Annotated in this window: 14 protein-coding genes and 1 pseudogene; 5 read left to right on the top strand and 10 right to left on the bottom strand. The window is 60.5% G+C overall.

Features of this window, described 5'->3' with window-relative positions:
• The first annotated feature begins 39 nt into the window (after positions 1–39).
• Positions 40–2,097, top strand: coding sequence for a DUF262 domain-containing protein (locus BU28_RS0118060; RefSeq protein WP_028720660.1), 2,058 nt, complete (start codon positions 40–42; stop codon positions 2,095–2,097).
• 14 nt (positions 2,098–2,111) lie between these two features.
• Here BU28_RS0118060 and BU28_RS0118065 read toward each other — a convergent pair whose 3' ends face one another.
• The 7 genes and pseudogenes from BU28_RS0118065 to BU28_RS0118090 all read right to left on the bottom strand — a co-directional run bounded on the left by BU28_RS0118065 (position 2,112) and on the right by BU28_RS0118090 (position 5,827).
• The gene (locus tag BU28_RS0118065; protein WP_028720661.1) at positions 2,112–2,789 is read right to left on the bottom strand and encodes a hypothetical protein; all 678 of its coding nucleotides are present in this window, start codon (positions 2,787–2,789) and stop codon (positions 2,112–2,114) included.
• Positions 2,786–3,439, bottom strand: coding sequence for a hypothetical protein (locus BU28_RS26520; RefSeq protein WP_028720662.1), 654 nt, complete (start codon positions 3,437–3,439; stop codon positions 2,786–2,788). The genes BU28_RS0118065 and BU28_RS26520 overlap by 4 nt, the downstream gene beginning before the upstream one ends.
• A 4-nt stretch (positions 3,440–3,443) precedes the next feature.
• A pseudogene (locus tag BU28_RS26525) lies at positions 3,444–3,950 on the bottom strand (DNA cytosine methyltransferase); the annotation flags it as partial.
• 5 nt (positions 3,951–3,955) lie between these two features.
• On the bottom strand, positions 3,956–4,924 hold the full coding sequence (locus tag BU28_RS0118075) for a helix-turn-helix domain-containing protein (protein WP_028720663.1): 969 nt from the start codon (positions 4,922–4,924) through the stop codon (positions 3,956–3,958).
• Positions 4,921–5,316, bottom strand: a complete 396-nt coding sequence (locus BU28_RS0118080) for a VRR-NUC domain-containing protein (protein WP_028720664.1) — start codon at positions 5,314–5,316, stop codon at positions 4,921–4,923. Before BU28_RS0118080 ends, BU28_RS0118075 begins: the two co-directional genes overlap by 4 nt.
• Entirely contained in the window at positions 5,313–5,582 is a 270-nt protein-coding gene (locus BU28_RS0118085; RefSeq protein WP_036763531.1) for a hypothetical protein, read from the bottom strand. Before BU28_RS0118085 ends, BU28_RS0118080 begins: the two co-directional genes overlap by 4 nt.
• The gene (locus BU28_RS0118090) at positions 5,579–5,827 is read right to left on the bottom strand and encodes a hypothetical protein (RefSeq protein WP_028720666.1); all 249 of its coding nucleotides are present in this window, start codon (positions 5,825–5,827) and stop codon (positions 5,579–5,581) included. The genes BU28_RS0118085 and BU28_RS0118090 overlap by 4 nt, the downstream gene beginning before the upstream one ends.
• A 310-nt stretch (positions 5,828–6,137) precedes the next feature.
• Between BU28_RS0118090 and BU28_RS25730 the strand changes: the two genes are divergently transcribed.
• A complete protein-coding gene (locus BU28_RS25730) occupies positions 6,138–6,380 on the top strand; it encodes a hypothetical protein (protein ID WP_143809789.1) in 243 nt (80 codons plus the stop codon).
• 48 nt (positions 6,381–6,428) lie between these two features.
• Complete coding sequence (locus tag BU28_RS0118100) at positions 6,429–7,682, top strand: tyrosine-type recombinase/integrase (protein ID WP_028720667.1); 1,254 nt, start codon at positions 6,429–6,431, stop codon at positions 7,680–7,682.
• A gap of 14 nt (positions 7,683–7,696) precedes the next feature.
• Here BU28_RS0118100 and BU28_RS0118105 read toward each other — a convergent pair whose 3' ends face one another.
• Complete coding sequence (locus BU28_RS0118105) at positions 7,697–8,293, bottom strand: hypothetical protein (protein ID WP_028720668.1); 597 nt, start codon at positions 8,291–8,293, stop codon at positions 7,697–7,699.
• Positions 8,294–8,542: 249 nt separating this feature from the next.
• Between BU28_RS0118105 and BU28_RS0118110 the strand changes: the two genes are divergently transcribed.
• Positions 8,543–9,535: a helix-turn-helix transcriptional regulator gene (locus tag BU28_RS0118110; RefSeq protein ID WP_028720669.1), complete on the top strand. Its 993-nt coding sequence runs from the start codon at positions 8,543–8,545 to the stop codon at positions 9,533–9,535.
• 465 nt (positions 9,536–10,000) lie between these two features.
• Here BU28_RS0118110 and BU28_RS0118115 read toward each other — a convergent pair whose 3' ends face one another.
• Both BU28_RS0118115 and BU28_RS0118120 read right to left on the bottom strand, forming a co-directional pair.
• Positions 10,001–10,897, bottom strand: coding sequence for a hypothetical protein (locus BU28_RS0118115; protein ID WP_143809788.1), 897 nt, complete (start codon positions 10,895–10,897; stop codon positions 10,001–10,003).
• A gap of 23 nt (positions 10,898–10,920) precedes the next feature.
• The gene (locus BU28_RS0118120; RefSeq protein ID WP_028720671.1) at positions 10,921–11,718 is read right to left on the bottom strand and encodes a HipA family kinase; all 798 of its coding nucleotides are present in this window, start codon (positions 11,716–11,718) and stop codon (positions 10,921–10,923) included.
• A gap of 832 nt (positions 11,719–12,550) precedes the next feature.
• Between BU28_RS0118120 and BU28_RS25105 the strand changes: the two genes are divergently transcribed.
• Positions 12,551–12,733 (top strand): transposase (locus BU28_RS25105; protein WP_211254168.1); only part of this gene is annotated, 183 nt, incomplete at its 3' end.

The raw sequence follows: 12,733 nt of genomic DNA on the forward strand, positions 1-12,733 counted from the left end.
GGGTAGGCACTTATCAAACAGTTAAATCGGGGCCATTTGATGAAGGCAGCAGAGACCAAGGTTGATCGTTTCCTCGGCAGCAATGAGACTGCGTTCGCCATTCCGGTCTACCAGCGCAATTATGACTGGGCAAAGACGCAATGTGCGCAGCTCTTCAAGGATATTCTTGCCGTCGGCGCTGACGAGACTCAATCGGGCCATTTCATCGGCAGTATCGTTTACGTCCATGATGACGTGCATGCTGTCGCTGCCCTGCAAGAATTCACGATCATCGATGGCCAACAGCGCCTGACCACACTCACCCTGATCTATATCGCGATCTACCGGCACTTCCTTGCTGCGGGCGAAGATCGTGAAGCCCAGCGCATCTACAAGACCTATCTGATCAACGAGTTTGCAGAAGATGCCGAGAAGCTGAAGCTGAAACCCACTGACAATAACAAGGCCGCGCTGGCGCAGATGATGGATCCGCAGGAGGCGGTTAAGGTCAGCGGGTATTCGCGCCTGATCGAGAATTTCCGCTTCTTCCAAAGCAGGATCGATGCGTCGAACGTGGCGACGGTTCTGAAGGGCCTGTCCAAGTTGTTATTTGTCAACATCGCGCTCGATCGGCAGAAGGATAATCCGCAGCGCATTTTCGAGAGCCTGAACTCGACGGGGCTGGAACTGTCGCAGGCGGACCTGATCCGCAACTACATCCTTATGGGGTTGCCGCGCAGGGAACAGGAGCAGGTGTTCCGCAAGTTCTGGGAGCCTATCGAGCGCAATGCCCGCAATCTTGAGGTCAACGAAAGCCGTTTGTCAGATTTCATCCGGGATTACCTAACGCTTAAGCAGAAGGATATTCCCAACAAGGGCGCGGTTTACGCCAAGTTCAAGGAGCGTTTCCCTGTTCCCAGCTCGCCCGAGCTGATGGAGGCACTGAATGAGATCCGCGATCTGTCGAATGTCTATGCGCGCCTCTTGAACCCGGACATGGAAACCGACGCCGTGATCTCGCGCGAGCTGGGCTATATTCGCACGCTCGAGATCAATGTGTCCTACCCCTTTTTGATGCCGGTCTATCGGGATTTTCAGTCAGGAGTGATCGTACGTGACGAATTTGCAGCGGTGCTGCAGCTGGTGCAAAGTTATGTCTGGCGGCGCGCGATCTTGGGCCTTCCGACCAATGCGCTGAACAAGATCTTCATGGGGCTCTACGACCGTGTGGAGCTTGAGGACTATCTGAAATCGGTCCAGCGCGCACTGATGCAGCGCGGCGGCACACAGCGTTTCCCGCGCGACCCGGAGGTTCTGGCCGTCCTAAAAGAGAAGGACATGTACAGCATGAAGGGGCGTACGCGGACCTATTTCTTCGACCGGCTCGAGAACCACAACAACCGCGAAATCGTGGATGTCACAGTGCCGGGAATCACCATCGAGCATATCTTCCCGCAGAAGCCGGACCCGGAATGGCGTAACACAGTCGATGAAGACGATTTTGCCGCTTTGGGGGAGCAGTATCTCAACACAATCGGGAACCTGACCCTTTCGGGCAATAATGGTCGCCTTGGCAACAAGACCTTTGCCGAGAAGCGCGACATGAACCATGACGGTGGCGAACAGGGCTACCGCTTCAGCCGGCTCTGGCTCAACCGCGACCTGCAGACGCTCGATCATTGGAACGTGGCGCAGGTTGAAGCGCGGGCGGAACGCATCGCCCTGCGTTTTCTCGAAGTCTGGCCCGCACCCAGCGTAGATGTGTTGGCTGGCCCCGATGTGGAAGAGGTCAACATCTTTGAGGCGGAGGAACCCAAGTTCAAGAAACTCGAATATGCAGTGTTCCTCGGCAATCGCCTTTGGGTGACACAGGTGAGCCGACTTTATGTCGAGGTGATTCAACGGCTGCTGTTGGAACAACCCGACGCCTTCCATGGCACCAAACTCGGTGACCGAATCCAGCTGACCTCCGACCCCGCAAGCTTGCGCCAGTCGGTCCAGGTTGGAGAGGGGTATTTTGTGGAGGCTAATATCGATTCCACGTCCAAGTTCGAGCGGATGAAATTCATCTTGGCCGAATTGGGCCTCGAGGATGAACTATACATTAAGTTCGCTTAAGGGTTGAGTGTATGTCATCTAGGCGGGCGGGGTTTTCTGGCCGTCCATGGTCTTGAAGAGGGCATTACCGCCCTCACCTCGACCTCCCGCAGCATGCCGCCCGCGATCAGCCCATCACGCACCCAGTCCAGCGCCTGCCACCAGTCGTTATAGGCTTGGCGGGCGGCATCGATCTGCTGCGGGGTTGGGGTGAAGGTGACGGGGCAGGCGCGGACCTCGACGATGCGCCACTTGCCGCTGATCAGCGCCCGGGCGGTGTCGACGACGACGCTAACCGCGCGGTCGCCGTGCCGGTTGCGCTTGATATCGACCGGCACACAGCGTGGCACGGCCCCTGGCATCCAGTCCGGGGTCAGCCCGGCGCGGGCCAGTTCCGCGACCCGGATCGCCATGCGCTTACCACCCAAGGTGTCGGGCATGCCCGCGACGGTGGCGGCGATCACCTCGGCGTCCGCGTGCACATATCCACCCATTTTGTGTTGGCCGCCATCGATCTTGCAGCCAAGGATCGCGCGTTGCAGCAGGATGTACTCGAGGCCGAAGCCAAAACCCTCCTCGGCCCCGTCCTTGGCCGGGGGCAGCTCCAGTTGTGCTTTTTCGACCCCGAAGGCCCATTCCAGCGCCGCCTGTACGCCCAATGCGCGTTTGGTTTTTTGGCTGCCTCGTCGCCCGATCTTTCCTTGTATCGTCATTCAGGCCACCCCTCAAACAGCGTCATCTGCGCCGGGCGCTGGGCCGCATCGGTCGGCCGCCAGATCCACGGGCCCGAGGCCATGGGCAGCTGCGAGAGCGCGCCACGCATGTGCCGCTGCCAGAGGGTGAACTCCGTTGCCGAGCAGGCGCAGAGCGCGTGCCCGATGGGCCAGCCCATCAGCCATCCGACGAAGAGTGGGTTCAGCCGCCGCCGCGACCGGCCTTTCAGGATCCGCCGCGAGACGACGCGCCCATGCGAGGCAATCATCGAAGCCCAAAGCGGGCGCGAGATCGGGGCGTGCGGTAAGGACTGCGGCCCATCCGGCGTGATCGCCGGGGCCGGGAGGGTGAAGCCCTGTTCCGCCCGGTAGTGCAGGATATCCATCCGGGACTTGCCATCGGCTCGGATGATGCTCGCCTCGCTGGATCCCTTCCAGTTCTGTGCGGCCGGTGTTGGCCATTGCGCGGCCTGCGCAGGCAAGGGCGGCGTCCCGCCCGATCCATAGCTCTGGCCGGGCCCACCTTTCGCGCCATCGGTCGCTTTCGGCGTCGACCAGTTGGTGATGCCCAGCGCCAGCGCTTCCGCTTTCCGGGTGAAGTCGCTGTTGCCTGCCGGGTTGTAGCGGTTGGTGCCGGGGTGCAGGCTCATCGGTGTGGGCCAAGATGAAGATGCGCATCCGCTGGTGCGGCGCGCCGACTTCTGCCGCGCTGAACAGACCCGCCGCAGGCGTGTAGCCCAGTCCCCAAAGCTCTCGCAGGACAGTTTCGAGGCCGAGGGTGACGTGACCGGGGACGTTTTCGAGGAAGACCCACTCTGGGTTGCACTCGCTGATGACGCGGGCGACATCGGGCCAGAGGTGCCGCGGATCATTGGCGCCGCTGCGCTTTCCGGCAGCACTGAAGGGCTGGCAGGGATATCCGGCCAGAACCGTGTCGAAGGCCCCGCGGAAAGGGCGGGCATCGAAGGATCGCAGGTCGGTCCAGATTGGGGCAGGGGCAAAATACCCGGCGCGCTGGGCTGCGATGAGGACGGATCGCGGCCAGCCCTCCCATTCGACGAAGCAGCGGGTGTGATATCCGGGTTCGGCGAGCATGACGCCCAGATCAAGGCCTCCGCCGCCTGCGCAGAGGGACAATCCGTACCGGGGACGAAGCACCATGCCATTCACGCCACCACACGCTGGTTCAGGCGCTCGCGGGTGACCAGCCCGCGTGCCAGCATGAGCCCGCACATCGTGGGGCTGATCATGCCCTTGGGCAGGTATTCGTCGGAGTTGACCTTGGCCGCATAGAAGGCCGCCAACTCGTCCTCGCTGGGCGGGGGCGCGGCATCCGCCTTGCGCCGCCGCCCGGTCTTTGTGCCCTTGGCTTTCGCAATTGCCGCCTGCGCATCGCGCGCTGCGGCCCGTTCCATGAACCGGTCGAGGGCCTTGGGGCCATCGGGCGGATTCGGATGATCGGCGCGGGTCTCGGTCGCGACCTCGATGATCCGCGCCTGCGACAGCCCGAGGCTGTCGATCCAGCGGCGCACATGGGTGCGGGCGGGCCAACCCTGCCACCAAGCGGGTAGGGTGGCATTGGCGGCAAAGCCCAGCGCGCCCAGCAGTTCCGCGAAGAACCGATCAAATTCGGCCTCGCGCGCAGCTGCGTCCTCCTCCTCCTTTACAGGTTTACTTAGGGGTTCTCTTACAAGGTTAGTCTCCGGATTCCGGAGATGGCTTTGGGCAAAATCCGGAGATGGGTTTGCCGAAAATCCGGAGTTGGCCCCATGTCCGGAATCCGGAGTTGGGTCGTCGTCTTGTTCTTCCTCCGTTCTCGAAAGCCGATCTCCGGTTTCCGGAGTTGGCTCTTGTGGAAAGCCATCCTCGAACCCCAGGATGTAGCGTGTCGCCTGGCGCTTGTGGGTGCGGGGATCATGCACGCGGACGCGGTGGATCAGGCGCAATTCCTCGAGTTTCGCCAGATGCGCGTTCAGCGCCGAGATCGACATTTCCGCATCGTCGGCCAGCCGCTCCTGTGTGGGGAAGCAGCCGAAATCCGGGTTGTGCCGGTCGCAGAGGAACCAGAGCACGATCTTCGTGGCGGGTTTGAGCCCGCGCTGCTGGATAGCCCAGACGGTGGCTTTGTGGCTCATGGCGCGGCCCTCCGCACTGGCAACTGCGCGCGGCTGGTGAAGCCGTTGTCGGCCAGCGCGCCCAGCGCGTCATCGACAGATCGGACCAGCGCCCAGCCAAAGCCCTGCGCGAGGACTGTATCGCGAAACGCCTCCTGATTTGGGCTCAGCCGCCCCTTGAGCGACTTCAGCTCCAGAAACAGCACGCGGCTGTCACACAGAACCATCAGATCGGCAAAGCCCGGATGGACGCCCATGCCCACAAGGATCGCCTGGCGCTTGGCACCGCGCGGGCCCGGCTCGGTCACCTCATTGGCGCAGTGATGGATGATGGCTGTCTTAGGCAGTGCGAACTTCAGCGCGGTGACCACGCTTCGCTGCAGATCCGCCTCAGGTGTTCCGCGCCGTTTCATCGCAGCCGCTCCGGATCAGGCTGGTGGCGGTCGATGCGACCGGGTGATTTGGCATCCAGGACGACCAGCAGTATCCGCGCGTCTTCGCGCTCCGAGGGCGTCTCGCCATGCTGGACCAGCACATTGCAGGCCAGCCGCAGCAGGTGGTCGGAATGGTTGACGACGTCGGCCACGACGATGCGCGCCTCGCGCCGCCGCTCGTCGATCCAGTCCTGGCGCACCTGATCGCGTTGGCCGCGCTTGCGAAAGGGCAGGGGGAGGCTCATCGCCGTGCCCCCGCGCGCTTGGGTGCAGCCGGCGCTTCTTGCTGCATCAGCCAGTCCTGCACGGCATCGCGGCGGTAATAGATTTTTCGGCCAGCGCGCACGCAGGGTGGTCCGAACCTCAGCTTCTCCCAGCGATGCAGGGTTTCGACCGTCAGGTCGAGCTCAAGGGCAAGATCGAGGCGGCTGATCCAGCCGCTCAGAAGACGCGGCTTGCTGGGTCTGGGGAACGTCGCTGTTTCTGTCATCTGGTCTCTCCTGGTCGTCGCCCGGCATGGACGGGGTTCAGGGCTTTAGAAGCGCAGAGCAGACAGGGTGGCGGGAAGGCAGTGACCGGCGGTGATGCGCCGGAGGCTTGCCGGTCATTGATATCCTTGGGTTTTCCGGGGAGTGCGCACCGTGACGCCTGTCAGATGCAATGTCGAATCACGGCGACAGACGAAGTCACGCGGGGCCTCGGTCCCTGTTGCATGGCCGATTTACAGGGGTTTGCCTGTGTTTCGCGGGGTTTGGCAGGCATCCACACGCATTGGACCAACCGGCAAGGGGTCAGGAGCCTTGCCGGTCATTGATTTAAAACGGAATTTACAAAATCCGGGCTGGTTTCGCGGCCCACCGAACGAATGGAAAGCATCGGGCGGCGCACGGGCGGCCATCTCACGCCCTGATTCTGCCGCTCATGGCCGGGCTTTGATCCAGGCGCGCTTCGATTTTCTCCATGAATTCAATGACCGGCAGCCCTGCGACGCATCATCGCCGGTCACCGCCTATGTGCCGGAGGGGGCCGCATGCTTCGCTTGATAAGCCTGCGCATCTACGCCTGTGTCAGGCGCAGCAGGAGGTGCGAGCATGGTCAAGCGATTGCGATTGAACGACAAAACAGTGCGCGAGCTAATCCCGGAAGAGGATCGAGATTACCAAGTCTTTGACACCGAGATCCGGGGTCTGTCGATCCGCGTCTTGCGATCTGGCGCGCGATCCTTCGTGCTGGATTACCGGTTCGCAGGGCGCCAGCGCCGCATGGCGATTGGCCGCTGGCCCGAATGGAGCGTGACAGCGGTCAGGGAACGCGCCCGCGAGTTGCGTCGCCTCATCGATGAGGGCTGCGACCCATTGGGCGAGCGTGGCGATTTGCGCGAAGCCCCACGGTTCAAAGACATGATCGACCGCTATCTGGTCGAGCATGTGCCGCATCTGGCGCCCCTGAATGCCTCTGATCAGCGCGCAGTGCTTAGCAAGTTGATCGCGCCACTTTGGGCCAATAGGCTGGTGGCGGACATCACCCCGCATGACGTTGCCAAATTACTCAACATCATAGCCGAGGGCCGGGCGCGTCCGTCGAAGCAAAAACCCAACAACCGCGCGCGCAAGCTGCAAGGCAAGAAGCCCACGCCAGTCCGCGCCAACCGCGTGGGAGAGGTGCTGCGCAAGATGTTCAGTCTTGCCATCACATGGGGATGGCGCACAGACAATCCTGCGGCAGGCTTCAAGAAGCGGGTCGAGACTGCGCGCGAGCGCTTCCTGTCCCATGAAGAAATCGCGAAGCTGGCCGAAGTGCTAGAGTCGGCCATGGATCAGCGCGCCGCAGGCATCATCCGGATCTGCATGTTGACGGGTGCGCGCGTGGGCGAGGTACGTCAGGCGCAGTTCGAGCAGTTCAATCTGGAACTCGGGGTCTGGTCGAAACCGGCGGCCACCACAAAGCAGCGCAAGATCCACCGAGTCCCAATCTCGGGCGATGTCGCCGCCATCGTGCGCCAGCGCGCGCTTGTGGTGCCCAAAGGCAACCCATGGCTTTTCCCCGGCGATGTACCGGGCCAGCCCGTCAAGGAAATCCGCCGGTTCTGGATGATGGTGCAGCGCGAGGGGAACCTGCCCGATGTGCGCATCCACGACCTGCGCCACACCTTCGCATCGCTGCTGGTCAGTGGGGGTGCATCACTGGAGATGATCGGCAAGCTTCTGGGCCACAGCCAGATGCAGACGACGTTGCGCTATGCGCATCTGATGGATTCGCCCCTGCGCGCCGGGGTCGATGCTGTGGCCGGAATGTTCCGGCCACGCCCGAAGATCGTTCATGATGCGGATGCCAAGCGCGCCTGAAGCGCCCTAGCCGTTCAGCTGTTCCCGCGCAGCGCGCGCCAGAACGGGCGCAACCTGCGGCGGATCGTGCTTTCGTCCGGAACCTCGCCGTTCTCGGCGACATTGGCGAACCACTCCTGCAACTCGCCAATTAGTTCTGCCTGTGTGGCGGGCAGGCCGTGTTCGTGGATGCGCTGGATCATGGTCACATACATGCCTTCCCAATCATAAGGCGACAGCGACCCTGTCCCGCCGCCGATACGGCGCAGCAGATCGTAGTCATCCTCGAAGCGCTGCACATCCTGGCCCGTAACCATCAGATCCGCGATCGACACCTCGACGCCGTCGGCAGGCTCGGTCACATAGACCCAGTCGTGCCCGCCCTCGGGCTTGATCCGCAGCAGCTTGATGACGGTCGGCCCGGTCCCTCCGCGGCGGAAAAGGGGCAGCATGTCCATGGGCGATACGGTGATCTTGCCCGACACCTTGTCGGTCCCGCAAATAGCCAGGGGAATGCCGGTCACGATGTCCAGTTTGCCTTCGGTGGCCCAGCCTGCAATGTCGGCGATCATGCACCCCCAACGTGACGCCGTTTCATGCAGGTTGAAAAATGCTCTGGGTGGAAGTGCCATTTTGACTCCAATTCTCGTTCTGAGGGCACGCGGGCTTGCCACCAGCAGCAGGTGGCGCGCCGCCTGCCGCGGTGATGCGAGGGGGGAGTCGGCTGGGCATGAGATTGATGAAGGCATGCTTTGACCGGGGCGCCATAGGGGCACCTGTCAAATTCTTCAATCAATGAACAACCTTAAGGCGAATCGCCCTCAGGTAGAATATACGTCAGGGATTCCGTCATAAGCTGTCGGGGATAAAGGGGGAACGCCATGTCATTCCAGAAGGCGCAGGACTTGCTGAAGCTCGCGCACATCGCCGCGTCGCGTCATCAGGGGGTCACGGTCAAAGACATTTCGACAGAGTTCAGCGTGAACGAACGCACGGCCCAGCGCATGCTCTTTGCCCTGAAGGAAGTGTACCCAAGCCTGTCCCACAAAACTGACAGCGAGCGTCGCCGCTGGTGGACGCTGCGCGAAACCAACAAGCTCGGTATGCAGGGCGTCTATGACCATGAACTGACGGCCATTGAAATGGCGATCCGTCGCGCGCAGCGGGAGGGGGCACCTGCAGAGACGGCTTCCCTGGAGGCTGTGCGCGACAGGCTGGTGGCGAAGTTGCCCACAACTGAGGCCCGGCGGACCGAGGCGAATGCAGAGGCGATGCTGGAGGTAAAGGGCTATGCCTGTCGCCCGGGCCCTCGGGTCAAGACATGCCCGGACCACATTAGCATCCTCACCGCCGCGCTGAAGGGGCAGTTTCAGCTGATCATGTCGTATCGGGGCGCGCAGGATGCAGAGCCGAAAAAGCGCGTTGTTGAGCCCTATGGGCTGCTCCTTGGGACACGTCACTACCTGATCGCGCGCGATCCTGCCAAGGGTGACGGCTTCCGCCGGTTCCGTCTGGACCGGATTGCAAAGGTCGAAATGACCATGATCTGGTTCAAGAAGGACAAGGACTTCGACCTTGAGGCCTATGCGGCGCAGTCCTTCGGTTCGTTCCATTCGGACGCAGAGTTCACTCGCGTGGTCTGGCGGTTCAGCCCGGCCGCGGCAGCCACTGCGCGCGAGTATGAATTCCACCCGAAACAGGAGTTGGTCGAGCAGGAGGATGGCGGGCTGATCATTACCTTCGAGGCCAGCGGTCTGGTCGAGATGGCCTGGCACCTCTACAAGTGGGGTGATGCGGTCGAGGTGATCGAGCCCGCGGCGCTGCGCGAGCTGGTGGTGGGGTTTCAAAACAGTGGCATCAAGGTGCTGCCGTGAACGCCGGTCAGGCGGTCATGTTTCAGATCGGACGTCCGTGGTGGATAAGGCGACAACAAATGTTGACCGCAGCAATGCATCCGCAGAAAGCCGCCACAGCGGACGCACGCAGTGGCATCTTTGAGCGGCGGCAGTTGGCAGGGAGCGGGGTTTGCCAAGAAGCGAATCGCGGGCGGCCTGTGCAACGTACCCGGTCTTTTGCGGACATTCGCCGGGTTGGCTATCGCCGCAGTGTGGCTTCTCCAAAACGGTCATTCGCCACCTTGTGCAGCATGCGCGGGGAGTCCAAGGCGCGGCAGCGCGGACTGCCCCGACGTTGACGCCTCACGCTTCAGAGGCGCTTATGTAGTCCCTGTGCTAGGCCATTGGGAGGACGCCGTAATGCATACTCTACTTGGCGACTGCCTATCGGAACTGCTTCGCTGATCACAATGCGCTTCCAAGAGTTCCCCCTACTGTATGTCGCTAAGCCGCCTCAGCCTTGAGAACGTGATCCCCGATCTGCTGGTATGTCTCAAGTGGGCGCAAACGCAATTGCTTCTCGTCCGCCTGCTCTTCTAACTCTTTCAAGGCCTCGTCTAGACGATTCTGCTGCTTGTCTGACACTTGGGGATCATCTTGCGCGGGTCGCTGTAGAATCATTTCATAGTTCCGGGCGGCCATGCTATCCTTGTCCCGAACCTGGACTGTATTCAAATCCCAAAGGCGCAGCTTTACTAATTCAAATGACCTCGGGAGAGACGAAGCCTTAAGCGTTCCGAAATTCGCAACCAATCGCGAGCCTGAGAAATCAATTACAGGTTCCTGACTGTTTTTTTTTGCGCGCCGCTGCTTGTTTTCACGAAGGTCGAGACTAAAAAAATCTGCGAAGCCGACCCTTTTGCTTTTGACATATTCGCAAACAAGAAACGGCAGGCGGTCGCCAGATCCTTCTGTCTCTGCGGCAACTTCTACGAGCTCCCTAGAACGGGAGTCTTCCGACATCCCAGAATGGTAGAGCGACGACAGCGCGGCCATCCAGCTTTGAGCAATTCCTTCAAGGCTGTTGCCCTCGGCCTCCCGCGTTTCGCCAAACGCTATTCCTGAGACCGCTGGATCCGGCTCGCTAATCGCCCGGCCTGCGCGCTTCGCCAAGTCCTCTTGAAGGTACTCACCCGCGATCTGGATCGCGCTTATCACACCGCGTGCATTAGCACCATAGAAGCAGGTCAGGCGGTCCAGTTGATTGGCCCATTCGAGATGGAAGCCACGGTCATTGAAGGCGGCCACGCCCACGACGAATCTCTCGTATGAACCAGAAATCGGCTCAAAGAACACGGGTGCCCATTGCGCTCGAATTCCGTCGCGCAACTGGGGAAACATGTTTGTGTCTAGCGAAATTTCCATCATACCATCTGCGGCACACCTAGTGCCTTACTTGCGTCAAGCGGCACTCTAGCCGTTCTTTTCTCAAGAAACTGTTTAACAGCGTCTACGTGTTGTAGCGGCAAGAGGTCTGCGATGCGACTGTTTTCCGAGGTCTCGGTCGCATCGAAACCGGCGATTTCCGCGCCGAACTTTCGAACTTCCGACGCTCGCTTTTTCTTCTGATCGAAGGTCAGAAAGCCCGTCAGCCACTCGCTCAAGCGGTTACGATACTCGCTGTCGGGATCAAGCTGACCGACTTGCCAGTCCGGGCCAGTGAAGCAGTGACCGTGGTCAATAAGCCAAAATTCGCTGTTGCCACCGAACAACAGGTTTCCGGCGTGCCGGTCCACGTTTGCGATCCAAGCATCGTATGCGTACAGATGACCAAGATCACCCCACTGCATGATCTCAGCCAACAATGCCTGCTTTCCGGCAGCATCTGACCCCTGCCACCGGTACGTGACATTCGGAACCTTCACATCGACACTAACGAAAACCAGGCGCGAGCCGTCTGCCGTGTTCGGCGCTTTGGTCACGCTTAGAACCCCCGGGCGAACAAGTCCCAAGTATCCGTCCGGAATCGGCAGTCCCACTTCACGTGCAAGGCAATGAGCGACCAATTCATTGCAGAGTTGCACGATGTTTAGGTCCTTAATTATCGCCTGTTTGACTTCGCCGTCTGCTGTCAGCACCTGTCCGCGAAAGGTGTCGTTGACATTACTCTCTTTGAAGCCCGTGGCCCCGACCAGAACAGTTGCGAGCTGAATTTCCGACATTAAGTTTCCTGAAGAGCCGCGAATAGACCTGTCTCCATTCATACATACATACACAAGACGAGCGCGAGCAAGGACTAGGTGCAACCAGTCCAGTCAAGAGAGCGGGCGCCCGAGACAATGGCTCCCGACGACTCAATCGACTTCTTCCGGAGCCTTCCCGAGCGGGTGGCTCGCACACGGCTGTCCGCTTTATTCGTTCGTGATGTTGATTATGGCATGCGCAGCGAATTTCCGCTTCCCGCCCTCCACGTCGACGATCCGACACATGCTGCACCGTGCATCAGCGTCCGCAAAGAGGCTGGCTGCTGCCCTTCGCCGCGCGGTGCCTGAGTGGCAGCTGTTGAGCGGTTGGGTGCAAACAGGTCGGGAAGAAAATGGTTCGCTGCGCAATGGTAAAGCGATTATCTTCGGACGAACTGGCGTGCGTTCATGTCAACGCCATGTCAACGCGCGTATGTCATTTTGCGAGTGTTTCTGACGTTGAAAACAGGCTAGTGTCGTTCAATGTCAGAAGCGAAAACTCGTGAAATCAAAGGCTTGTCTGCTAAGGCATTGGTTTTATTAAGTCATTGGAATCGCTTGATTTTAGGCTCATAACCTGAAGGCCGCAGGTTCAAATCCTGCCCCCGCAACCAAAACTAATTCTTCAACGATATAAGAGCCTTGTGAATCCACCTCTGTGGATTGCACACTGTTTGACCCTCCGCGCCCCGCCTTCCGCGGGGCCTTTTGCGTTTGTGCTGCTGACCTGCCCCCCACGAAGTCCCGCACCATGATGTAGAGTCTGCTCAACCCTGAAGGAGCAGACGAATGCGAAAGAGCCGTTTCACCGATGAAGAGGGGACCGTGGCCCCAGTGGGGCCGCGTAAGCCCCGATGAACAGATAATCGGGATGCTCCAGGAGCAGGAGGCGGGCATGCCGACGGCTGAGGTGTGCCGCAGGCATGGTCTCAGCCCGGCGACGTTCTACAAGCTGAAAGCCAGGTATGGCGGCATGGAGGTCTCCGAAGCCGCC

The sequence above is a fragment of the Paracoccus yeei ATCC BAA-599 genome (genome assembly GCF_000622145.1).
GTDB classification, from domain to species: Bacteria; Pseudomonadota; Alphaproteobacteria; order Rhodobacterales; family Rhodobacteraceae; genus Paracoccus; species Paracoccus yeei.

Excerpts from the sequence above, each read along its gene's own strand:
- BU28_RS26520 (WP_028720662.1), bottom strand. The coding sequence starts at position 3,439 with ATGAGCCTGCACCCCGGCACCAACCGCTACAACCCGGCAGGCAACAGC.
- BU28_RS0118120 (WP_028720671.1), bottom strand. The coding sequence starts at position 11,718 with ATGTCGGAAATTCAGCTCGCAACTGTTCTGGTCGGGGCCACGGGCTTC.
- BU28_RS0118115 (WP_143809788.1), bottom strand. The coding sequence starts at position 10,897 with ATGTTTCCCCAGTTGCGCGACGGAATTCGAGCGCAATGGGCACCCGTG.
- BU28_RS0118065 (WP_028720661.1), bottom strand. The coding sequence starts at position 2,789 with ATGACGATACAAGGAAAGATCGGGCGACGAGGCAGCCAAAAAACCAAA.
- BU28_RS0118080 (WP_028720664.1), bottom strand. The coding sequence starts at position 5,316 with ATGAAACGGCGCGGAACACCTGAGGCGGATCTGCAGCGAAGCGTGGTC.
- BU28_RS0118100 (WP_028720667.1), top strand. The coding sequence starts at position 6,429 with ATGGTCAAGCGATTGCGATTGAACGACAAAACAGTGCGCGAGCTAATC.
- BU28_RS0118110 (WP_028720669.1), top strand. The coding sequence starts at position 8,543 with ATGTCATTCCAGAAGGCGCAGGACTTGCTGAAGCTCGCGCACATCGCC.
- BU28_RS0118060 (WP_028720660.1), top strand. The coding sequence starts at position 40 with ATGAAGGCAGCAGAGACCAAGGTTGATCGTTTCCTCGGCAGCAATGAG.
- BU28_RS0118090 (WP_028720666.1), bottom strand. The coding sequence starts at position 5,827 with ATGACAGAAACAGCGACGTTCCCCAGACCCAGCAAGCCGCGTCTTCTG.
- BU28_RS0118075 (WP_028720663.1), bottom strand. The coding sequence starts at position 4,924 with ATGAGCCACAAAGCCACCGTCTGGGCTATCCAGCAGCGCGGGCTCAAA.
- BU28_RS0118105 (WP_028720668.1), bottom strand. The coding sequence starts at position 8,293 with ATGGCACTTCCACCCAGAGCATTTTTCAACCTGCATGAAACGGCGTCA.
- BU28_RS0118085 (WP_036763531.1), bottom strand. The coding sequence starts at position 5,582 with ATGAGCCTCCCCCTGCCCTTTCGCAAGCGCGGCCAACGCGATCAGGTG.